We start from the raw sequence: 22,347 nt of genomic DNA on the forward strand, positions 1-22,347 counted from the left end.
GATCATGCCTTCGATTATATTTCGATATTTAGCCAGAGAGATGCTGCAGGTCATGCTCGCAGTCACTGGCGTAGTTCTGCTCATTATTATGAGTGGGCGGTTTGTGAATTATCTGGCGCAGGCTGCCAGTGGAGCGTTGAACGCCGATTTTTTGTTCGCCATTATGGGTTACCGGATGCCGGAATTTCTGGTGATGATCATACCGCTCGGGCTGTTTCTCGGGATCATCATGGCTTACGGTCGTTTGTATGTAGAAAATGAAATGACCATTCTCGGAGCCACCGGCATGAGTCAGGGGCAACTGTTGCGCATGACCATGATTCCGTCACTGGGTGTGATGGCATTAGTGGCGTTCCTGAGTCTTTATATTGCCCCGAAAGGTATTCAGCAGGTGGAAATGTTGTTGATCCAGCAGGACGCCATGACCGAGTTTGATACCCTGGTGCCCGGGCGTTTTCAGTTGTTGGAAGGGGGCAGTCGGGTTACCTACACCGAAGCCCTGAGCGGCGATCGTCAGCAAATGCAGAAAGTCTTTATTGCCAGTCGTTCCGACGATCCCAACAGTGCGGTGATGTCTCTGGTGTTAGCGGACAGCGGCAGGATATCCACTACCGAGGAACAGGGACAGCGCTACCTGATACTGAATGACGGTTTCCGTTATGACATGATACCCGGAGTAGGCAATGTACGGGTGATTGAGTACGACACCTATGGCCTGCGTATGGAAGAACGTACTATTAATGAAGAAATCAGCCGCGAACAGGCTCTGCCCACCAGTGTGTTAATAAAATCGAACGACACCCGTCTTATTGCCGAGTTGCAGTGGCGACTCTCATTACCTTTGCTGGTGCCTATTATTGTTCTGCTGGCCGTGCCACTCTCCCGTGTGAATCCGCGACAGGGACGATTTGTGAAGTTACTGCCAGGTGTACTTCTGTACCTGTTTTATCTGGCGTTGCTGATGTTTGCCCGCAGTGCGGTGGATGACCAGCGAATTCCTGCCAGTATTGGCGTTTGGTGGGTGCATGCTATTTATCTGGCCATAGGCCTGTTACTGGTGTCGCAGGAGACACTGCAACTGAAGCTGGGCCGGAGTAAAGCCAATGCGTAAACTGGACCGTTACATTGCATGGAATGTACTGGCGGCCATGCTGGTGGTGCTGGTGGTGCTGGTACTGCTGGAATCTCTGTTTTCGTTTCTGGGGCAGCTGGACGATGTGCGGGCCAATTACCAGCCGCTGGATGCTCTGCTGTACACCATTATGCTGATGCCCAAGAAAATCTACGAGTTTATTCCTGTATCAGCCATGATTGGTTGTCTGGCGGGGCTGGGTAGTCTTGCTTCAAACAGTGAACTGGTGGTCATGCGGGCAGCCGGTGTGTCCCTTTGGCGTATGGTCTGGTCTGTTATGAAACCCGCTTTGCTGATGGTGGTGGTGGGTTCAATGATTGGCGAATACGTGTCGCCGGTCAGTGAACAGATAGCAGAAACCCAGCGTCGTATTTTGCGGTCTTCCCAAGGGGCGTATTCCGGTGAAGGTGTCTGGCACCGGGAAGGCAATGAATATATGTATTTCAATGCCGTTGAGCCTAATGGTGTGCTCTATGGTGTCAGTCGCTACAAATTTGACGATAACATGCGCCTGCAGGAAAGCTCGTTTGCCAAGCGCGCTATCTACCAGAAAGACCACTGGCTGTTGGAAGACGTCGTGACCAGCCGTTTTGACGGTGAGAAATTTGTGGAAGAGCAGGCGACCATTCAGCCCTGGGACACCAGTCTGACCACAACGTTGTTGAAGGTGGTGGTGGTCAATCCCGATGCTTTGTCTATATCGGGTTTGAAAACCTACACCAACTATCTGGATGAACAGGGTCTGGACTCCGGTGAGTATGACCTGGCTTTCTGGAAAAAGGCTTTGCAGCCGCTATCGATTTTTTCTCTGGTGCTGGTGGGAATATCCTTTGTCTTTGGTCCGCTGCGATCAGTGAGTATGGGGTTGAGAATTTTCTCCGGTGTGGTGACCGGCGTGGTCTTTATGATCGTGCAGAACCTGCTGGGTCCCTCCAGTCTGGTGTTTGGATTTCCGCCGATACTCTCTGTTTTGTTCCCGATTGGCATCTGCATTCTGGTAGGGGCATTGTTGTTGCGAAAGGCCGCCTGACTGAAGGCTTGCTCAGAACTTGCTAAAGACTCGCTAAGTAGAAGGTGTTTGCTAAGGCGGTATCATCAGATATCGCCTTAACAGGCAGGCAGAAGCATGGGGGGATTAATAATGAGGATGTTCAGCGTTTTCACTGTGCTGATGCGCACTGACCGGATAACCGATCAGCGGCGATAACCTTGTGCTCTTCTGCGGTGTTGCCGGTGTTGGACGGGTTTAACAGGAATGGGAGCAGGTTGTAATGACTTTTCCATATCCTGCTGTATGGAAAGCAGCATGGTCGCCAGTTTGGCTCTGGCTGAACGAATGGCTTTTTGCAGCGAAGTGATCATGGCCTGTTCCTGAAAATAAAACTTAGGGCACTCACTGAGCATCTTGGAATGCCGAATCTTTGTTTCAGCGCGAAATGGTCATGCGCTTCGTTGATTGTAACTCATGTAAGTAAAAGTACTAATACATATTTCGGCTTTTATCTTTTTGTTTTGTAATGATTAGTAATTAACAACCTCTGCCGCCTATTTTTTGGGCAGGTGATTTTTAGGCAGGTGATTTTTAGGCAGGTGATAGGTGCCTGACCCTGATGCATAGTCCTGCCAGCTTTTCCTGTTTCTGTCCCATAATACCCACAGAGTACCGAGGCAGCCTGCCAGAATGGATGGGAAAGCGATCAGGAAACGGACCAGAGCTTGCCGTGCAGTAATTTTACTGCCGTCTTCATTGAGAATGTGTATGCGCCAGGCCTGCATACCCAGCGTCTGGCCTTTACGGGTCCAGAAGTACGCAAAGAAACTGAAGATGGTTAGAAAGAGAGCAGCATAGAAAACCGGACTGTCCAGAGATTCGCCGTTGTCAGTCATCTGTTTCAGCTGTTCGGTGCCGTGGATCTTAATCAGAATACCCAGATTAATGAAACCGACCAGAAAACTCAGTGAAATGACCAGAAAAGCGTCATAGACCATAGCGGCCAGTCGCCGCCAGAGCGGGGCGTGTACCATGGCTACTTTGATAGCTGGCTGTTCTGACTGCATGTGTACTCCGTAACATGAGCTGTTTTATCGTTATCAGTCTGTTGCATTGTGGATCAGCTTTTATCGCTTGAACAGACATTCAAATCAATAATTTTTTAAAAGCAGCTGCTCAGACAGTAAAGGGCGCTTTTTATACCCGTTCAAAGAAGGTAAATGTCAGGAAAGCCTTAGGTGAATAATCACCCTGAAGACCGATGCGCGACAGTTACTGTGCTGAAAGTGTTAGAAACGCATATAGAGGTAAGGGTGTGTCCACATTTAATATGTAGAAATCCACATTTGCAGCCATTTCCTATATCCCTAAAGTACCGACCTCAAACGGACTGCATTGTAACGAACTGTCATGAGTTGGCGGTTGCAATGTAAAAGTGCCCGCAGGGTCAGCCTGTCTGATCCGGGTGGGTAACGTTAACTTGAGAAATCCGGGATTTCTATGCAAGCAACGAGTGCTTCTGTCGAAAACAGAGCCGTAACGAATTCTTTCCTGCCCTGGCTGGCTGTACTGGGGTTGGTATACACCCTGCTGGTGGCCGTGGGTCTGATCGGTGATGGCTTTAAATGGGCCGCAGGGGGCGAAGACGGTGCGGCAGCACTGTTTGAGTTTGCGACCAATCCTTTCATGGGACTGATTGTCGGTACTATGGCAACCGCCATGGTGCAGTCTTCCAGTACGGTCACTTCCATTACGGTCGGTCTGGTGGCAGCCGGTTTGCCGGTGAGTACTGCGATTCCAATGATCATGGGTATCAACATTGGTACGACCATGACTTCTACCCTGGTCAGTCTGGGTAGCATGGGCAAGCGTAACCAGTTCCGTCGTTCATTCTCGGCAGCTACCGCCCATGGCTTCTTTAACCTGTTTGCTGTTGTTTTGTTCCTGCCGCTGGAGCTGGCGACCGGTTTTCTGGCGAAGTCCTCGGATTACCTGACCGATATGCTGTATGGCGGCTCAAGCACCAGTGTCGGTGGTTTCGATTTCATCAAGCCGCTGATCAAGCCGGTGACCAATGCATTCTCTAATGTGGCAGAAAGCGCACTGCCGGGCATGTCTGGTGGTGTTGTACTGGCATTGGTTGGTCTTGCACTGACATTTATGTCCATCAGTCTGCTGGGGAAAATCCTGAAGCAGCAGATGGTGGGTCGGGCCAAAGACCTCATGCATAAAGCCATTGGTAGCGGTTCAGTGGGCAGTATTGCGTCCGGTAGCCTGATTACCTTCCTGGTTCAGTCTTCTTCCACCACCACCAGCCTGGTGATTCCTCTGGTCGGCAGTGGTGTGTTCCGTCTGAAAGACATTTATCCGTTCACCCTGGGGGCGAACATTGGTACCTGTATTACGGCTCTGCTGGCGGCGATTTCCCTGAGTGGACCAATGGCGGCAGCGGGTCTGCAGATTGCTCTGGTACATTTGCTGTTTAACGTGTCTGGTGTTCTGCTGATCTACGGCGTACCTGCACTGCGTGGCATTCCCTATCATGCTGCCCGTCGTTTTGCACAGGTGGCCAGTCGTCGTAAGTCTGTTGTCTTTGGTTATGTGTTTGGTGTTTTCTTCATCATTCCCGGCCTGTTGATTTTGCTGACCAGCTGATTGACGACACTTTACTTTATCCAGCAGGCAGAGCTTTCTGCCTGCGCTGTCTGAAAACGTCACACGACGTTGGGAATGCCCATGAGTGATCTGAAGCAGTACAAGAAGCAGAGAAAGAAGCTGAAGCAGGAAATCAAATCAACAGAGGCGCACCTGAAGCGACTGAAACACGAGTTGCGGTCTCTGAGAGAAGGTCAGCAGCATCAGGTGATTGAAGAAGAGCTGGATCAGTTGATGGAAAAACCATCACTGTTTAAAAACCTTATGAAGCTTTTTGATAAATCATAAGTACTTAGTTATTTAGTTGTTTCATTCAAGGCAGCCATTCGCTGCCTTTTTTGTGTCTGCACGACGCTCATTGTCTATTCTGTGGTTGGACAATTCCAAAGTGTTATCGCATGTTCGACACAAAAAACGTTGTAGAAACCTATAATACCAATTCCATCTTCTAAACATGAATTACGCAGTTATTTCAAACCACTGGCTCTGCGTCGGAACTCCTCGCAATAGTCAGCTATTACTCGTCGTTCTTCCTTGCCCAGCGATTTGAAATAGCTTGCTCATGATCATATTTAGAAAATGGAATTGGTATAACCAGAATAAAGATCATCACGCGTTTCGTACCGATATGGAACGATATTCGCTGCTAACATGGCTGCAAACAGTGGCAGATAAACGAGTGCTTGATCTTGCCAGCGGGGCGGGTAATTATAGCCGGATGTTTTGTCGGTTGGGTGCTCGGCAAGTCATTGGCATTGATGCGTCGGCTGAAATGGTGGCAGCAGCCAGAAAGTACACCCCTGAAGTAATGCCTGTCACTTATTACAACCAATACTGTGGACAGTTTTCTGAGAATTCGATACTGATGCACCAAGGCCTGTGCCACAAGGGCCGGGATTTAATACGAAGCCTTGGGTTTAATCCCCGCAGCTTGCTGCGACGTACCCAAGAGCTAACCTGATACCCCGCAGTTTGCTCCTATCTCTTTAACACATCTCCTAATCTTGTCTTATCCTTTTTTCAGATGAGTCAAGATTGTGCTTCCACTTCCTCCTGAACAATGGGCAGAACTTACTTTTGGGTGCGCTGATTTGGGTGATCAACGTCGTACAAAAAGGCTGGTGCACACAGCAGCGGAACTATCCGCTCATACGGGTTCGTCATTGGCTGAGTCTTGTGAAGGTGACCTGTCCTTATTGGTTGGCGGTTACCGCTTAATTGAAAATGAAGCTGTTAAGCCTGAAGCCATTGCCGAGGCTGGCTTTCAAGCAACTCTGCATGCTCTTCAGGACTCTGAACTTATTCTGGCTCTTGAGGATTCAACAACCCTTGGTTACAAACATTCCGCAAGGTCAAAGCTTGGTGATTTGGGTGGACCGAAAGACGCCATAACCAAGGGATTTTGGGCTCACTCTGTTATGTTGCTGGATGCCGAAACAGAACGGACTTTGGGGCTCATTGACCAGCAGCGCTGGATCAGAGATGACGATCAGCGTGGCCAAAAGCATCAACGCAAACAGCGACCTTACGAAGAGAAGGAGAGCTTTAAATGGCAGCAGTCTTCAGAAAATATTGAGCGCAGGTTGGGTGAGGCTATGGCTAAAACGATCAGCGTCTGTGACCGTGAAGCGGATATTTTCGAATATACCCTCTACAAGCTTAAACATGACCAGCGATTCATCGTCCGGGCAACACAGAACAGAACCCTGATTGATAACGACAAACTACTGTTTGATGCCGTTGCAGAAACGCCTGTACTGGGTAGCTATACCGTTATAATCCCGCAGCGTGGTGGCAGAAAAGAGCGAAAGGCCACCCTGCAAATAAAGAGTAAAAGCGTCACCATTCAATCACTACAAAGACCCGGAGGTCGGCTTCAACCAATCAAGGTTAATGTTGTTACAGCACAGGAAATCAAGAACGACGCTGAAGATAAGCTGTGCTGGATTCTTTTAACCACAGAGCCCATTGCGACATTTGAAGACTGTCGTAAGGTGCTACGGTTTTATGAACTCCGTTGGCGCATAGAAGAATTTCACAAAGCTTGGAAAACAGGTGCTGGTGTTGAGCGTCAGCGTATGCAAAGCGCAGATAACCTTGAACGCATGGCCGTGATACTGATGTTTGTGGCTGTTAGGCTGATACAAATACGCGAGGCGCTCATGCTGCCTTATGTGCGGACTGATGACGAAGTGTGGCATGAAGAAACACCAGCCAATCAGGTAGTCAGTGATGATGAGTGGCAGGTGCTTTGGTTAAAGATGGAAAGTAAAAAGTTACCAGACAAGCCGCCATCGTTGATTTGGTTGTTCCAAACCATTGCCAAACCAGGTGGCTGGTGCAACTCCAAACGCACAGGTCGCCCTGGTTGGCTGGCAATTTGGAAGGGCTGGGCAAAGCTACAGATTGGCGTCGAGGTCTGGCGCATGGCTCGCCAGTTCTGGGGTGTAGAGATGTGTTAAAGAGATAGCAGTTTGCTCCGGGGCTTCGCTCCTCCACCCGACGCCGCCGGCGCGACTGAACCAGGCGTTATGCTCCTAAATCACCTGTTCAGATGCTTCCCAAAATTTCGTATATGCTTCTTCAAGTTTTGGTTGCAGGTGTTTAATCAGAATGTCGTGTAAATCTATCATTATTCCAAGTCTGCTTTTGTCATCAAGTTCTTCTGAATATCGGTTAAAAAATTCATTGCAATATTCAAGAATTTTTCTCAAATGTTGAGAGATAAGCTTTCTGCTTCCGATTATCGCCACATCCGCCTCTGGATTTGTCGGGTGTGGAAGCTCAATAACTATGGGATTGATAGATTTTGTATATCGAATGTAAGGGTAGAGCATTTCTCTCGCCTAGGAGGTTGTCCGAGAATAGCGCCCGTAGCGAGGATGGCAGAAAATTGAGGATGAAAAAGCGGTTTTGTAAGGAGAATAGCGAGCTATTTGACGAACAAAAGCGATTTTTCAGACCAATTTGCTGCCACCGCACGACGGCATGGATGCCAGAGCTAGGGCAACGCAGGAGCAGTTGCCGGAAGGGCAGTCTATTCTCGGATAGCCTTCTAGGTATTGTTACGCATGGTCTAAATGAGCAAACTGCTTTACAAAACTAGATTGGTCATTAGTACGATATTAAATGTAAGAAGATGTTAGAACTTAGCAATAGAGAAAAAAGCTTAATTAGTGGGTGTGCTGCCTAATTAATGTACTGGAGGAAGGTTGTGTGTGACAGGGAATCCGTAACGGCTCATTTTTGACCAAAATGCATTCCAGGATCCGGATGTGCAAACCAGTGCCCTTAACGTCAGCAACATCGATGCTCCCTGCTCCTTCCAGCGCATTCCTGAACGGCACATTCTCTGTTTCACCAATGTTTTACAGCCTGCTTCAGTCACTCCCGAACCTATCGGCAAGTTCTGCTCTCTCGCTTGCGGATAAATCATCTGATGCCAATGATTTTTGAAATACGTTCTGGCACTGATTAACTTTTCCAGAGACGCAGTACGGTTGTTGCCTGGCTTTGCACTATCAAGCTCTTCCTGAAGTCTTTTGGCTGCACCCTTTTCATGTTTCAAGTCGTGTAGTTTCTGCTTCAACCATGCATGCCTCTCCTGTGATGCTTTTTTGCCGGGATAAAGAGCCTCAGCAGCCCCGGCAACATATTCAGAGACATGGTAAAAGTCCAGCACCTGCACGGTTGTAAAGGGCTCTAAAAAAGTCCAGTTATCCGCTGCTCCGTCAGCAATTCCCACATAAACTGCATCAGGATATCGCGCTTTAACCTTGTTGATTTCTCTTGAAAATCTGCTTTTAAAGGTTCCCTTGCCGTATTCTGGTGCCTCTGCACAATAGATGGTATGGAGCCGCTCCCCTTCGTCATCATAAAGGCTTATCGTGCCACACATGGCTTCACGATAGCCTTCGTAATAAAGAAGGTTGGCTCCATCAAGGCCGATGCCTATTGTTTTTACTGCCTTAGGCAAATCGGGTATGTCGTATGCCCATTTTTCTTCTTTTGCCTGAGCGATGCTTGCTACGACATCAGCCAGATCTCTAAGCGTCGAACGACTACTCTTGCGGCCATGGTTTTGTAGTAAGTCTTCTTCTACCTGGGGAGCAGCCATTTGTGCATATTTCCAACTGACGAGCCGGGCAAAAGCAGGAGTCGAGTTGACAATGATTCGCGCATTCTGATCCAGGGGACAAAAGGTTTCACCACCCTGACTGCTTTGATATACATAGCGTGCCAACTTAACGGAACCCCATGAAGTTTCATACACTTTGGGTTCTTTTTTGTGCTTGCTGCTCATGGTAATCCCGCCTACTTTTATAGGCGAACCATCGGTGTCCATGGCTTCAAGCTGTTTTTCTACCCCAAGCACGCCTGCTTCGTTGAGGCTACCCTGAAGAGCAGTCTCAAAGTCAAGCATTGAGTCACCATGCTGGATGGTAATCAGGATCTGCGTTTCGTTGTTTTCTGAAGAGATAACTTGAGCGGGCATATGGTGAAGGCTGTAAGATTTTCAATATCTTAAAATAGACAGAAAATGTTGTTTCTTCCTACATTAATTACCGCTTACACCCTAATTAGTGGAATGCTGTATAATCCTGATGCAGAAGGACTGCCTGAAGATAGATTGTTTGCGAAGAAACTTTGCCATCAAATCAATACTAACTTTGACAATAAAGAGAAAAATCTTTTAATTCAGAAGCTTTTTTCAAAAGCGGATGTAACTACACAATTAAATGGTAATTTTTGTTGCGATTACGGATACAACATTGAAGTAGGTAAAAACTTTTACATGAACTTTAATGGAGTAATCCTAGATTGCAGCAAGGTTACTATTGGTGATTATGTGATGATAGGTCCCAATGTGACTATTTGTACAGCGGGTCATCCAATAGATGCTAACACTCGCTATACATATTATGGTGGACCCCACTGTCAAGACAGTAAACCAACAAATTTAAGTTAAGTCCTGGCAGTGGTCCAAAGCCCTCATGCAAAGTGAATTGCCTTAGGCGTTTTATAACTCAACGACTGGTGTAATCGTTCAGTGTTGTAAAACTCAAAGTATTCATCCAGCCCAGTATAAAGCTCTGGAACAGTCTGAAATTCATGCGTGTACAGCCATTCATGTTTGACGGAGCGCCACAGCCTCTCGACAAAAATGTTATCCAGTGCTCGCCCTTTCCCGTCCATGCTGATACGTATTTCCCGTTCCTGAAGAGGTGCCAGAAAATCATTACTGGTAAACTGACACCCTTGGTCAGTGTTGAATATATCAGGTTCACCTTGTTCCAAAGCTCGACCCAGCGCATGAATACAGAAGTCTGCATCCAGTGTGTTCGACAGCTCCCAGCTGACCACGTAACGGCTGTACCAGTCAATAATGGCAACCAGATACATAAACCCCTGAGGCATCGGGCAGTACGTAATATCAGTACTCCAGACCTGATTGGGTCTCACAATATCAACGCCGTTCAACAAGTACGGGTAAACCTTATGCTCTTTGTTTCTCAGGCTTGTGCCCGGTTTTGGTCCGACAGCCTGTATGCCCATCAGCCTCATAAGTCGCTGTATACGCTTCCTGTTGACCGGAAAGCCCTGCTCATTCAGCCATGCAGTTATCTTACGACTGCCGTAAAACGGTGTACGTGTATACTGCTCATCAATGAGCCTCATCAGATTCAGATTCTCAGGGCTTTCCAAAGCTGGAGAAGCTTGGTAATACCAGCTTGACCTGCTTAACCCAACCAGTTCACATTGGCGCTGAATGCTGATCTTCGAGTGATCCGGGTCTATGCATCTCCGTTTGTCATCAATGGACATTGCCAGATTTTTTTTTCAACCAGTCCAGCTCCATTTTAAGCCGTCCGATCTCCTGATACAGGGGGGCAGTGAGCGCATCTGGATCTACCTCTGGCCGTGCCCTGCCGAAGACTTCTGGAACCCCCTGGAGTAGCTGTCGCTTCCACTGGCTAACCTGAACGGCTGCAACTTCGTGTTCGCTTGCCAGCTGGTTTATGGTCTTTTCGCCCTTGTAGGCTTCGAGTGCTACCTGTGCCTTAAATTCGGGCTTATGTCGTTTTCTTTTTGCTGTCATGATTCCCTCCTGCAGGGTCATCTTACAGCCAGAAAACTTAACTTAGCTACCTGTCCAGTTTATGGGGTCCATCATATACCAAAGCCAGCGTTGGTTCGATTTATCATGAACATACGACCACTGCTCATCTAGCTCAGCCTCTTGGCAGACAAGCCCTAAATGAATAATTGCATCTGACTTGAGATCAATAGTTTGAATATTTGGGTTGACCTTTACCAGACCGCTTTCTTTTTTTTTAGAGTCTTTATTACTGTTGTCTTGCTTATTCCGAGTACTTTACTTGTATCCCTGATTCCGCTGCCATTTATTGCCATATCGATGATTTTTTCTTTAACGCCAGGCTCACAGGCCTTGTAGCGATATTCAAGCATGAAGGTTTTGATTTCACATTTGTCATTACAGCAATAGTATCGTGGAACATCATGAGTGCTGTATCCGAAAGGCCGAACTTGGTTACTGCCACATGTTGTACAGAGGACTTGCGTAAGGCACATTTTTAAACCGCATTTTTCAAAGTTGCCGAATGTCGTATTTTAGCAGACAGGGCTAGAATCACAGAACTGTGCCACTACCCACGCACTCTTCCAAAAAAATCTTGAAATAGAAGAAGCCGGAAAACAGAATAAAGATGATGTTCATTCTACAATCTGCTAAAGTCAGCGCAATTTTTATACTTTGATGTAAATAGTTATGAATAAATTAACTGTAAACAACTACAAGGAAGATAAATTTTATCCAAAAGTAGTTGAAGCCGTTGAAAATTGTCTCAAAAGGAAAAAGTACATAACACCAATTAATGTGTTTGTTTCAATGGAGCTGCTAGATAAAAATGAGTTTAACAGGTGGAAGAGTGGCTCTGTTCCTTATTTAGAAAAAGTTATAAAGTGTAATTTAAGTAAGGCATCACGAATCTTACGTTTAATCGGTTTTCATTGTCATGATTTAAACATGAAACCATCAAATACTGCATATAAAGGTAAACATGGTTTTCTTCGATTTACCAAAACTGGAGAGCACAGGCTGGAAGAGGTTTATTCTCGCAGTATGGTGGACCCCACTGTCAAGACAGTAAACCAACAAATTTAAGTTAAGTCCTGGCAGTGGTCCAAAGCCCTCATGCAAAGTGAATTGCCTTAGGCGTTTTATAACTCAACGACTGGTGTAATCGTTCAGTGTTGTAAAACTCAAAGTATTCATCCAGCCCAGTAAAGCTCTGGAACAGTCTGAAATTCATGCGTGTACAGCCATTCATGTTTGACGGAGCGCCACAGCCTCTCGACAAAAATGTTATCCAGTGCTCGCCCTTTCCCGTCCATGCTGATACGTATTTCCCGTTCCTGAAGAGGTGCCAGAAAATCATTACTGGTAAACTGACACCCTTGGTCAGTGTTGAATATATCAGGTTCACCTTGTTCCAAAGCTCGACCCAGCGCATGAATACAGAAGTCTGCATCCAGTGTGTTCGACAGCTCCCAGCTGACCACGTAACGGCTGTACCAGTCAATAATGGCAACCAGATACATAAACCCCTGAGGCATCGGGCAGTACGTAATATCAGTACTCCAGACCTGATTGGGTCTCACAATATCAACGCCGTTCAACAAGTACGGGTAAACCTTATGCTCTTTGTTTCTCAGGCTTGTGCCCGGTTTTGGTCCGACAGCCTGTATGCCCATCAGCCTCATAAGTCGCTGTATACGCTTCCTGTTGACCGGAAAGCCCTGCTCATTCAGCCATGCAGTTATCTTACGACTGCCGTAAAACGGTGTACGTGTATACTGCTCATCAATGAGCCTCATCAGATTCAGATTCTCAGGGCTTTCCAAAGCTGGAGAAGCTTGGTAATACCAGCTTGACCTGCTTAACCCAACCAGTTCACATTGGCGCTGAATGCTGATCTTCGAGTGATCCGGGTCTATGCATCTCCGTTTGTCATCAATGGACATTGCCAGATTTTTTTTTCAACCAGTCCAGCTCCATTTTAAGCCGTCCGATCTCCTGATACAGGGGGGCAGTGAGCACATCTGGATCTACCTCTGGCCGTGCCCTGCCGAAGACTTCTGGAACCCCCTGGAGTAGCTGTCGCTTCCACTGGCTAACCTGAACGGCTGCAACTTCGTGTTCGCTTGCCAGCTGGTTTATGGTCTTTTCGCCCTTGTAGGCTTCGAGTGCTACCTGTGCCTTAAATTCGGGCTTATGTCGTTTTCTTTTTGCTGTCATGATTCCCTCCTGCAGGGTCATCTTACAGCCAGAAAACTTAACTTAGCTACCTGTCCAGTTTATGGGGTCCATCATACAGTTTTGTATCTACACGGAAAGAGTAGTCCTAACAAATGGTTCCAAGGGACCGCGCCTGCGGTGGCGCCCTTGAATCAGGCGTTAGCCACATATATAGAAGCTGTTGCTTACCACATATCAAATGTTATTTTTAATACATGGTTCCTTCACTTTCAAATTTAAATTTTGCTTTACTACTTAACTTGTTTTTAAATCTAGAATAACAAATTCTCAAGAGTTCTTTGGCATCCATATTTTTTGGATTTTTTTCAAGAACCTTTATTGCACTTGAATAGGCATTGTTAACACTTTGTTCTGTAATATTATCATCCGACGTTGAAGAAAAATATCTTGAAAAATATAAAACTGATGCCTCATAATTATGTGATAAAAAGCTGCTAAAGGCAATTTCATAAAGAATTGTATTATAATTATTTATAGTGAAATTGTTTTGATAGATATTTAAAAACTTTTCAGCTACTTTAATAGCAGCTTCCAGGTTACGAAGATTTCTAAAAGCAACAGCTTTTAATAAATAGCTATAGCCGTTATCGACTCCTTCAGGTAAACTGGCATGTATTAAAACTTGTTGCCAACTGGCAAAGTTTTTATATTCACGTGCCTGCTTTAAAAGATCTTTGCCCTCTTTGTACCAATCACTACTTTGTTGTTCATAAGTATTTAAGGAAGAAAGTAAGCTTATCATTGATATCGTTCCTGCATCAACAATACTAGGGAGAGTGAAGGGCGAGTAAAAGCTGTTTGAAGTTGGGGCTATTGGCATTTTGCAGTTAGGACAGTGACTACATGCTTCAGTGATTTCTTTACCGCAGTATGAACAATTCGCTGCATTCACGCTCTGAACGGTTAAGCCTGATAAAATGAACAGAACAGTGTAAAAACACAAAGCATAATTGAAATTGCACATGTTAATTTTTTATACCAAGCTGCCATGTAATGAACACATCATAGCCCTGAATAGGCGGCTAAAAAAGTTTTCCAGCGGACGCGCCTTCGGCACGCCACTAGGAGCCTGTCCGAGAATAGTCTGCCCTACCGGCAACTGCTCCTGCGTTGCTCTAGCTCCGGCATCCATGCCGTCGTGTGGTCGTAGTAAGTTGGTCTAAAAATCCGATTTTGTTCCTCAAATAGCTCGCTATTCTCCTCTCAAAACCGAATTTTTATCTTCAATTTTCTACGATCCTCGCTACGGGCGCTATTCTCGGTCAGCCTCCCAGTATTTACCGGTGGATAATCGCAGTCAGCAATTATACCAATTCATGTTTAGAAGACGGAATTTGTATAACCTGGCAGTTGGCGGTCATTAACGGCTATGCAATGTGATGGCTTTGTCGTAACAGTCCAGCGAGCATTCACCGCAGCCGGTACACAGGGCTTCATCAATCTGTATACGGTTGTTTTGAATCTCAATGGCGTCTTCTTCACAAGCATCAATGCAGAAGTCACAGGGCTGGTTCAGGGCGAGCTGACAGTGACCACTGACCCTGGCGATGGCTTGTATACGACGGCCGTTTTCTTTGTCCAGGGCACCGGTCGGGCACTGATCAACGCACAGGTTGCAGAAGGTACAGCTACCATAATCCAGTGACAATACCGGCAGGTTTTCCAGTACCGGGTGTTTTTCTTCAGAACGGCGAATCACCCGTTGTGGGCAGGCATCGATACACTGATCACAACGGTTACACAGCGCCAGAAAGCTTGGGTTGTCCAGCGCCCAGGGCGGGCGCGGGTAGATCGATTCAGGCAATTCAACCGGTTTGGGTTTTACCAGTCGCCGAAACAGTGCGCGGCGATTGGGGGACTCAAGCTCTTCATGGGCATTCATCGATCTAACCCTTCCAAAGTTCAGCAGTCGTTAAATAGTGTTTAAGCAACTGTTCAGCGGTACAGTCTGGCGATACGGAACTCGGCTTCCGTCAGTGTCGCCAGTTGCTCCAGACTGCCTTTTGCCAGCAGGCTGATGCCACGGTATACATCGGTTTGTGCATTGTCGTACAGGATGTCCAGAAAATGCGGAGCCCATGTCAGCACATGTTCACTGAGGAAATCTTTTAATACCGCGCGCTGGGTGTCCAGACAGGCGCTGTCGGTTTCTGTTTCCACCATTTTGGCTAAACGTTCGGCCATAAACGCAAACATCAGTCCAAGGTGGTCTTCCGGTTCCCGTGTGCCTGTGTCTATTTCAACACCGCATTCCCGATAAAACTGTTTGACGGCCAGAGTCGGTTCTCCACACAGTGTCTGCTCTTCGGTCAGATACACTGAAGCCCAGGGCGCTGCTTTCAGCTCTGCGGGGCCGACGAACAGTTCGGCGTAGTCTGCTTTTATATGTTTAACCGTGGCTTCATTCAGGCTCTGTAAGCCTTGAGCAATCAGCGCCAGACCTTTGTCGATATCATTCTCTGGTACGCCGTCCTGCCCATGCTCGGCCAGTTGCTTCAGCTGTTCCAGAAACCCTGCGTCAGGTGACTGATGCAGGCACTGGTAGAGCAGCTGACAGGAAAATTGAAAATCCGCCAGAATCGTTCGGGCTTCGTTGGTCATGATGATGTCTCGTCAAACAAAGAGTGAAATAGCAGGCTCTGTGAAAGAAATAATCCCATTTCGGGACAGGGAAGTCTCTTGGGGCTTTTCCGATAGCGGTTTCGTCTTCAGCACAGTGCTCAGTGGAGAATGTTCCGGTGAGAATGCTCCGGGAAGGCTCCCGGAGAAAGTGCGAGTATGGTCAGATTGAAAACTGAGGGGCGCTATTTTCGGAATGCCTCTCAGCCACCAATTTGCGCCAGAGTGGCAGTGCCTCCGGTGTAACCGTTCTGCAAAAAGTGCTTATCCTGCTTCAGTTGCAGGAAGTTCTGAATACGGCTGATCAGTTCCGGCTGCTGTTCATCGTTCTGCAGCAGATGCCTGAGATCGTAACCCTGATCACCAAACAGGCACAGTTGCAACTTGCCCAGACTGTTCACCCGCAGGCGGTTACAGTCTTCGCAGAAGTCCGGTGAATAAGGCGTGATCAGGCCAATACGACCACGATAGTCCGGGTGGAAGTACTCCTGCGCCGGACCGGCAGACTTGTGTCGGGCGACTCTTACCCAGCCGCTTTCAAGCAGTTGATCACGGACAGTACTGCCTTCCAGATGATGCTGGTTAAAGAAATCCTGATTGTCACCGGTTTGCATCAGCTCGATGAAACGCAGAGTAATGGGTTGCTCTTTAATCCAGTTCAGGAAGTCGGGCAGTTGATCAGCGTTGTGACCGCGCATCAAAACGGCATTAACCTTGAAACCGGTCATGCCCAGTTCAAACCCTTTGTCGATGCCGCTGAGGGTTTCCTGCAGACGGTTATGGCCGGTAATGGTTTCAAAGCCGCGGGCGTCCAGGCTGTCAACGCTGACATTGATGGCATCCACCCCGGCTTCCAGCCAGGATTCAATCCGCTGATCCATCTTGTAACCATTGGTGGTCATGGCAACGGTCTGAATACCGGGAATCTGTTTGATCGTGGTGACAATGCTGTTAAATTCATGACGCAGAGTCGGCTCTCCGCCGGTAATACGCACTTTTTCAACACCCAGTCGGGCGAAGGCGGTCACCAGACGGCGGATTTCATCCACGGTCAGGGATTCTTTGTGATGGTGCTCTTCACACCCGTCCGGTAAGCAGTAGTTACAGCGGAAGTTACACAGATCAGTAACAGAGAGTCTTAGATAGGGGAAAGTCCGCCCCTGATTGTCTTGCAAACGTAGCATCAAACACCTTTCCAAATACGGGAGGCACTGACATTTCTGTCAGCACCCTGGTAGCAGCGCGCACATCTTTCTGCTACGGCTTCAGAACCATGCCATGGGTTTAGGCCCGGAAGCTCGGCGCTCTTTAAAGATAGAGTTGTTACGGGCTATCCTAACCATCTGTCACGGTGATTGCTATATGGAAATGCCGCTTTGTGAAAAAATGTTTATGATATTGTTCGATATTTGTTGAATTTGTGCGTTATGCAAGCTGTAGAGTGTCAAATACCCCTGATTGGTTTTGCGGCGTTCAGTGGAACCGGCAAAACCACTCTGTTGGAAAAGCTGTTGCCCCTGCTGGTCAAGCGAAATCTCAGAGTGGGAATGGTGAAAGCCTCACACCATGATATTGAGCCGGATAAACCGGGAAAAGACAGTTATCGTCTGCGTCATGCCGGAGCCCTGCAACTGGTGCTCAGTACGCCGCACCGGTCCATCTGTTATACCGAGCGAAATCCGGAGATATCACGAAAGTTATCAGACCAGCTCCGGTTGCTGGATCTTGAACGTCTGGATCTGGTGGTGGTTGAAGGCTTTCGGGACGAGCCTTTCCCGAAAATAGAACTGCATCGTCCGGTTCGAAATAAACCACTGCTGTATCCGAATGACGCCAACGTGATTGCGATTGCCAGAGACGATCAGGGCTATCAGCCGGAGCGTCCCATGCCTGTTCTGGACCTTAATCAGCCAGAACAGATTGCTGATTTTATTTTTACCACAATATTAAAGGAAACTTCCCATGACTGATTGCTGTTCAGCCCCGGGACTGATGCCTCTGGAACAGGGACTGGAAAAGCTCTGTCAGGAAATCACCACGGTGACAGAAACTGAAGCGGTGATTCTGGACAATGCGCTGGACAGAATTCTTGCGCAGAGTGTGATTTCACCGGTGAATGTACCGTCCCACAACAATTCAGCGATGGATGGTTATGCCCTTCGTCTGGGTGATCTGGCCAATGCGGATACGTTGCCGCTGGCCGGACAGTCGCTGGCGGGGCATCCGTTTCAGGGTGAAATGCCGGCAGGGCACTGTGTCCGGATTATGACCGGTGCCAGCGTACCGGATGGTGCGGATACAGTGATTATGCAGGAGCAGGTAAACGTCACCGATCATGGCATTCAGTTTTTGAATAAGCCCAACAAGACAGGCAGCAACATTCGTCTGGCGGGTGAAGATATCCCGGAAGGCTGTGAGGTGTTTACTGCGGGTCATAAAGTACGTGCGCAGGATCTGGGGCTTCTGGCTTCACTGGGTGTGCCAGAGGTAAACGTATATCGTCGTATTAAGGTGGCGCTTTTTTCTACAGGCGATGAGCTGAAGCTGCCCGGTCAGTCGTTGGGTCCGGGTGATATTTACGACAGTAATCGTTTTGCCCTGAAAGCCATGTTAAAGCGTCTGGGAGCTGACATTCTGGATCTCGGACTGATTGCCGATGACCCGGATGCTTTGCGACAAGCCTTTTCGGAAGCCGACTGTCAGGCAGATGTTGTCATTACGTCAGGCGGCGTGTCGGTGGGGGATGCTGATTTTGTGAAAGATATTCTGCAGGAAATGGGCAGGATGTCGTTCTGGAAGCTGGCGATCAAGCCGGGTAAGCCGTTTGCCTTTGGACGACTGCCAAACAGCTGGTTTATCGGACTGCCGGGTAATCCGGTGTCTGCAACCGTCACCTTTCAGCAGTTGGCGACACCGGCGTTGATGCATCTGATGGGTGCCAGACAGGCAGAGCTGCAAACCATTCAGGCCATCTGCAAAACGCCCCTGAAAAAAGGCCCCGGTCGTCGTGAGTTTCAGCGCGGTATTCTGTCAACGGGCGACAATGGTCAGATGGAAGTCGTTACCACGGGCAGTCAGGGTTCTGGTGTCATGCGCTCCATGGGGCTGGCGAACTGTTATATCGTTCTCCCTGAGGAGCAGGGTAATGTGGCAGAGGGTGAGCAGGTGACGGTTCAGCTGTTTAATCATCTGTTGATGAACTGATCTATTAGTCACCACCATTTAACCGATAACTCCGTCATTTTTCGAGATGGCGGCAAACCTGAATAATTCTCAACTGCGGGTACGTCAGGGCTTTGCGGCATCTGACAAGTGTATGTCGCATCGGTGTTGGTAGCTCGTCGCATAGCCACTGAACGTTATATTTGATAGCACAAAAAATAGTCATTAAAAATTGATCCAGATCAATTCTGTCTTCTAAATCCAGCCGTTAGTATGCACGCTGTCTGAATCCTGACTGAGCGATTCTTATTCAGCAGCGGCGTGCGACTGCTCAATAAGTGTTCTGCTACTCAGGTCAAACCAAGCTGACCGGAACACTCAATGAAAAACTGGCTTGATAAAACCATCCTGTCGCCTATGAAACGGCGAAACTTTATGAAGTGGGGCTCTCTGGTAGGGGGAGCTGCTGTAGCCAGCGCAGGACTGCCATTGAAGTCTGTTGCCAAAACCGCTTCTACTGCTTCAACAGCCTCTGAAAACAAAACTACCTGGTCCGCCTGTATGGTGAACTGTGGTAGCCGTTGTGCGCTGCGTGTTCACACGACTGACGGCGTAATTACCCATGTTGAAACCGATAACCGTGGTGATGACCAGTACGGCCAGCACCAGATGCGTGCGTGCCTGCGTGGTCGTTCTATCAAGCACCGCGTATACAACCCTGATCGTCTGAAATACCCGATGAAGCGGGTAGGTCAGCGTGGTGAAGGCAAGTTCGAACGCATCAGCTGGGATGAAGCCCTGGATCTGATGGCGGACAAGCTGAAGTACACCATCGACAACTATGGCAACGACGCTATCTTCATGACTTACGGTTCCGGTACTCAGGGTATGCGTACCGACGGTAAGGATTCTTTCAAGCGTCTGTTTAACATGATGGGTGGCTTCCTGGATTACTACGGTAACTACAGCTGGGGTCAGATCATGATGGCGACGCCGTTTACTTACGGTAATAAAAAGCCAAACTCCTACGGCAGCTTTACCTCCGAAATTGAAAACGCCGAGCTGTTGGTGATGTTCGGTTACAACCCGGCAGAGACCCGCATGAGTGGTGGTGGTGAAATCTACGACCACGTAACAGCACAGCGCAAAAAGAATGTTCGCACCATTATCATCGATCCGCGCTATACCGACACCATGCTCGGCAAGGAAGATGAGTGGCTGCCAATCCGTCCGGGTACCGATGCTGCACTGGTCGAAGCGATTGCCCATGTTCTGATTACCGAGGACATGGTGGATCAGGCATTTCTGGACAAGTTCTGTCAGGGTTACGATGAAAAGACCCTGCCAGCCAGCGCGCCTGCCAATGGTCATTACAAAGCACACATTCTGGGTCAGGGTGCTGACGGTATCGAAAAGACCCCTGAATGGGCTGCTGGTATTACCGGCATTCCAGCCAAAAAGATTATTCAGCTGGCTCGTGAAATTGGTACTGCTAAACCTGTTTACATTACTCAGGGTACCGGTATCCAGCGTCAGTCTAATGGTGAGCAGGCTTCCCGCTCCATTATTATGCTGCCGATTCTGACTGGTAACATCGGTCTGCCTGGCACTAACACCGGTGATATGCCAGGTAACTTCAGCTATCCGGCGGCTCGTCTGCCTGTCGGCGACAACCCGATTAAAGTGCGTGTGCCGTTCTTTAAGTGGGTGGATGCGATCTGGCGTCACGATGAAATGACTGACATTACAGACGGTATTCAGGGTGAGAAAAGCCTGAAAAATCCGATCAAATTCCTGATCAGTCATTCCGGTAACGTGCTGATGAACCAGCATGCCAACCTGAACAACCAGAAAAAAATCATTGGTGACGAAAGTCTGGCCGAGTTCATTGTTGTGGTGGATAACCACATGACCGCCAGTGCCCGTTATGCAGACCTGTTGCTGCCGGACGTGACCACCATCGAGAACAACGAAGTCAGCTCCGACGGATATTCTTCCGGTGTGATGGGTGGTCTGTTCCCGCTGGTACGTGCCATTGAGCCTTTGTACGAGACTAAATGTTCTTACGACATGTGTGTGGGTCTGGCCGAGCGTCTGGGTATTAAAGATCAGTACACAGAAGGTCGTACCCGTGACCAGTGGCTGGAACATCTGTATGCCGGTGCGAAACAGAAAGACGACAGAATTCCTACACTGGAAGCACTGCGCGAGCAGGGACCATGGCTGATTATGGCGCCGGAAGAAGGTCGTATTGCTCTGGAAGATTTCCGTAAAGATCCGGTGAATAATCCAGTTGGCACGCCATCCGGTCGTATCGAAATTTACTCCACCGGTCTGGAGAAAATCGCCAAAGAGTGGATTCTGCCGGAAGGTGATGTCATCACCCCGATTCCACAGTATGTGAATGCCTGGGAAAGCCATCTGGACCCGAAAACCAAAGACTTCCCGTTGCAGCTGGTGGGTTATCACACCAAAGGCCGGGTACATTCCACTTACCACAATATTCCCGAGCTGCGTGAAGCGGTGTTTGACGGTGTCTGGATGAACCCTGTAGATGCCGCTGCCCGCGGACTGAAGAGTGGTGACCGGATTCGTGTCTGGAATGACCGTGGTGAAATTCACGTCGCCGTTAAGGTAACACCACGCATCATGCCGGGTGTGACCGCACTGGGGCAGGGCGCCTGGTTCAAACCAAACCGTAAAGGTATCGACAAGGGTGGCTGCCTTAACACGCTGACCTCCGAACGTCCGACACCTTTGTCCAAAGGTAACGGACAGCACACCATGCTGGTTGAAATCGCCAAGATCTGAGGGTACTGAATAAATGGCTCAAATGGGATTCTATGTCGATACCAGTAAGTGTACCGGCTGTAAAACCTGTCAACTGTCTTGTAAAGACACAAACGACCTGCCTGTAGGGGTCAACTACCGTCGTGTTTACGAATACGCCGGTGGTGACTGGGTGCAGCATGAAGATGGCACCTTCAGCAACGATGTGTTTGCTTACTATGTGTCTGTCAGCTGTAATCACTGCGCCGAACCAGCCTGTGCCAAAGCCTGTCCTACAGGTGCCATGCACAAGCGCGAAGAAGACGGTCTGGTGGTCGTCAATGACAGCGTATGCGTCGGCTGTCGTTACTGTGAAATGGCTTGCCCCTACGGTGCGCCGCAGTTTAACCCGGTCAAGAAAGTCATGAGCAAGTGCGATGGCTGCTACAAGCGTGTTGCTGAAGGTCAGCAACCGGTTTGTGTCGAGTCCTGCCCGCTGCGTGCGCTGGAGTTTGGCCCGATCGACGAACTGTGTGCCAAATACGGCAGCCGCGCCGATGTGGCACCACTGCCGGATCCAAAGCTGACTGATCCATCGCTGATCATTGGCACCTGTCGCAATACCCGCCTGACCGGTGACACCACAGGCAAAATCGAGAATCCACAGGAGGTGTAATC

General features: G+C 48.4%; 23 protein-coding genes, 1 pseudogene and 1 riboswitch. Of the genes and pseudogenes, 12 read left to right on the plus strand and 12 right to left on the minus strand.

Annotated elements, in window-relative coordinates:
- Positions 1–4: 4 nt before the first annotated feature.
- Entirely contained in the window at positions 5–1,111 is a 1,107-nt protein-coding gene (gene lptF, locus EZMO1_RS08755) for an LPS export ABC transporter permease LptF (protein ID WP_034874115.1), read from the plus strand.
- Positions 1,104–2,162, plus strand: a complete 1,059-nt coding sequence (gene lptG / locus EZMO1_RS08760; RefSeq protein WP_034874113.1) for an LPS export ABC transporter permease LptG — start codon at positions 1,104–1,106, stop codon at positions 2,160–2,162. Before lptF ends, lptG begins: the two co-directional genes overlap by 8 nt.
- A 164-nt stretch (positions 2,163–2,326) precedes the next feature.
- Here lptG and EZMO1_RS26660 read toward each other — a convergent pair whose 3' ends face one another.
- Both EZMO1_RS26660 and EZMO1_RS08765 read right to left on the minus strand, forming a co-directional pair.
- Complete coding sequence (locus tag EZMO1_RS26660) at positions 2,327–2,494, minus strand: hypothetical protein (protein ID WP_160174027.1); 168 nt, start codon at positions 2,492–2,494, stop codon at positions 2,327–2,329.
- 183 nt (positions 2,495–2,677) lie between these two features.
- Positions 2,678–3,190 (minus strand): RDD family protein, encoded by a 513-nt coding sequence (locus tag EZMO1_RS08765; protein WP_051789617.1) that lies wholly within the window; start codon positions 3,188–3,190, stop codon positions 2,678–2,680.
- Positions 3,191–3,623: 433 nt separating this feature from the next.
- Between EZMO1_RS08765 and EZMO1_RS08770 the strand changes: the two genes are divergently transcribed.
- From EZMO1_RS08770 to EZMO1_RS08785, 4 genes are all read left to right on the plus strand, one after another.
- Positions 3,624–4,778, plus strand: coding sequence for a Na/Pi symporter (locus EZMO1_RS08770; RefSeq protein WP_034874109.1), 1,155 nt, complete (start codon positions 3,624–3,626; stop codon positions 4,776–4,778).
- Positions 4,779–4,859: 81 nt separating this feature from the next.
- On the plus strand, positions 4,860–5,066 hold the full coding sequence (locus EZMO1_RS08775) for a DUF342 domain-containing protein (protein WP_145912538.1): 207 nt from the start codon (positions 4,860–4,862) through the stop codon (positions 5,064–5,066).
- A gap of 340 nt (positions 5,067–5,406) precedes the next feature.
- Positions 5,407–5,739 carry a class I SAM-dependent methyltransferase gene (locus EZMO1_RS08780; protein ID WP_222842214.1) on the plus strand — a complete coding sequence of 111 codons (333 nt, stop codon included), beginning with the start codon at positions 5,407–5,409 and terminating at the stop codon, positions 5,737–5,739.
- Between the two features lie 130 nt (positions 5,740–5,869).
- Entirely contained in the window at positions 5,870–7,240 is a 1,371-nt protein-coding gene (locus EZMO1_RS08785; RefSeq protein WP_222842215.1) for an IS4 family transposase, read from the plus strand.
- A gap of 75 nt (positions 7,241–7,315) precedes the next feature.
- On the opposite strand, the gene EZMO1_RS08790 is transcribed toward EZMO1_RS08785, so the two are convergent.
- Complete coding sequence (locus EZMO1_RS08790) at positions 7,316–7,615, minus strand: hypothetical protein (protein ID WP_034874101.1); 300 nt, start codon at positions 7,613–7,615, stop codon at positions 7,316–7,318.
- A 356-nt stretch (positions 7,616–7,971) separates the two neighbouring features.
- Entirely contained in the window at positions 7,972–9,273 is a 1,302-nt protein-coding gene (locus tag EZMO1_RS08795) for an ISKra4 family transposase (protein WP_034874099.1), read from the minus strand.
- A 45-nt stretch (positions 9,274–9,318) separates the two neighbouring features.
- Here EZMO1_RS08795 and EZMO1_RS27770 point away from each other — a divergent pair, with 45 nt between their 5' ends.
- Positions 9,319–9,747, plus strand: coding sequence for a maltose acetyltransferase domain-containing protein (locus tag EZMO1_RS27770; protein WP_051789613.1), 429 nt, complete (start codon positions 9,319–9,321; stop codon positions 9,745–9,747).
- 23 nt (positions 9,748–9,770) lie between these two features.
- Here EZMO1_RS27770 and EZMO1_RS08805 read toward each other — a convergent pair.
- The 3 genes from EZMO1_RS08805 to EZMO1_RS26665 form a co-directional block, all read right to left on the minus strand.
- Positions 9,771–10,878 (minus strand): IS3 family transposase gene (locus tag EZMO1_RS08805; protein WP_145912435.1). Its coding sequence is split into 2 segments (ribosomal slippage): positions 9,771–10,611 and positions 10,610–10,878, totalling 1,110 coding nucleotides; the frame shifts between segments, so codons are not numbered across the junction.
- Between the two features lie 42 nt (positions 10,879–10,920).
- The gene (locus EZMO1_RS28060; protein WP_086936470.1) at positions 10,921–11,097 is read right to left on the minus strand and encodes an IS1 family transposase; all 177 of its coding nucleotides are present in this window, start codon (positions 11,095–11,097) and stop codon (positions 10,921–10,923) included.
- On the minus strand, positions 11,091–11,249 hold the full coding sequence (locus EZMO1_RS26665; protein ID WP_034872907.1) for an IS1-like element transposase: 159 nt from the start codon (positions 11,247–11,249) through the stop codon (positions 11,091–11,093). The genes EZMO1_RS28060 and EZMO1_RS26665 overlap by 7 nt, the downstream gene beginning before the upstream one ends.
- A 319-nt stretch (positions 11,250–11,568) precedes the next feature.
- Here EZMO1_RS26665 and EZMO1_RS08820 point away from each other — a divergent pair, with 319 nt between their 5' ends.
- The gene (locus EZMO1_RS08820; protein WP_061509382.1) at positions 11,569–11,964 is read left to right on the plus strand and encodes a hypothetical protein; all 396 of its coding nucleotides are present in this window, start codon (positions 11,569–11,571) and stop codon (positions 11,962–11,964) included.
- Positions 11,965–11,992: 28 nt separating this feature from the next.
- On the opposite strand, the pseudogene EZMO1_RS08825 reads toward EZMO1_RS08820, so the two are convergent.
- The 5 genes and pseudogenes from EZMO1_RS08825 to moaA all read right to left on the minus strand — a co-directional run bounded on the left by EZMO1_RS08825 (position 11,993) and on the right by moaA (position 16,922).
- Positions 11,993–13,098 (minus strand): annotated as a pseudogene (locus EZMO1_RS08825) (IS3 family transposase).
- A 208-nt stretch (positions 13,099–13,306) separates the two neighbouring features.
- Positions 13,307–14,011, minus strand: a complete 705-nt coding sequence (locus EZMO1_RS08835; protein ID WP_145912539.1) for a hypothetical protein — start codon at positions 14,009–14,011, stop codon at positions 13,307–13,309.
- A gap of 468 nt (positions 14,012–14,479) precedes the next feature.
- Positions 14,480–15,001: a 4Fe-4S binding protein gene (locus EZMO1_RS08840; protein WP_051789611.1), complete on the minus strand. Its 522-nt coding sequence runs from the start codon at positions 14,999–15,001 to the stop codon at positions 14,480–14,482.
- Between the two features lie 53 nt (positions 15,002–15,054).
- Positions 15,055–15,720 (minus strand): TorD/DmsD family molecular chaperone, encoded by a 666-nt coding sequence (locus tag EZMO1_RS08845; RefSeq protein ID WP_051789609.1) that lies wholly within the window; start codon positions 15,718–15,720, stop codon positions 15,055–15,057.
- Positions 15,721–15,941: 221 nt separating this feature from the next.
- Entirely contained in the window at positions 15,942–16,922 is a 981-nt protein-coding gene (moaA, locus tag EZMO1_RS08850) for a GTP 3',8-cyclase MoaA (protein WP_034874093.1), read from the minus strand.
- A riboswitch (molybdenum cofactor riboswitch) is annotated at positions 16,911–17,054 on the minus strand. (Overlaps the previous gene by 12 nt.)
- A 111-nt stretch (positions 17,055–17,165) precedes the next feature.
- On the opposite strand from moaA, the gene mobB reads away from it, so the two are divergent.
- The 4 genes from mobB (at position 17,166) to EZMO1_RS08870 (ending at position 22,345) form a co-directional block, all read left to right on the plus strand.
- Positions 17,166–17,708 (plus strand): molybdopterin-guanine dinucleotide biosynthesis protein B, encoded by a 543-nt coding sequence (mobB, locus tag EZMO1_RS08855; protein WP_034874091.1) that lies wholly within the window; start codon positions 17,166–17,168, stop codon positions 17,706–17,708.
- Positions 17,701–18,942, plus strand: coding sequence for a molybdopterin molybdotransferase MoeA (gene moeA, locus EZMO1_RS08860; RefSeq protein WP_034874089.1), 1,242 nt, complete (start codon positions 17,701–17,703; stop codon positions 18,940–18,942). Before mobB ends, moeA begins: the two co-directional genes overlap by 8 nt.
- A 339-nt stretch (positions 18,943–19,281) precedes the next feature.
- The gene (locus EZMO1_RS08865) at positions 19,282–21,711 is read left to right on the plus strand and encodes a DMSO/selenate family reductase complex A subunit (RefSeq protein WP_034874087.1); all 2,430 of its coding nucleotides are present in this window, start codon (positions 19,282–19,284) and stop codon (positions 21,709–21,711) included.
- A gap of 13 nt (positions 21,712–21,724) precedes the next feature.
- A complete protein-coding gene (locus EZMO1_RS08870) occupies positions 21,725–22,345 on the plus strand; it encodes a DMSO/selenate family reductase complex B subunit (protein ID WP_034874085.1) in 621 nt (206 codons plus the stop codon).
- The last annotated feature ends 2 nt before the right edge of the window (positions 22,346–22,347 follow it).

Origin of the sequence: Endozoicomonas montiporae CL-33 (genome assembly GCF_001583435.1) — a bacterium.
GTDB classification, from domain to species: domain Bacteria; phylum Pseudomonadota; class Gammaproteobacteria; order Pseudomonadales; family Endozoicomonadaceae; genus Endozoicomonas_A; species Endozoicomonas_A montiporae.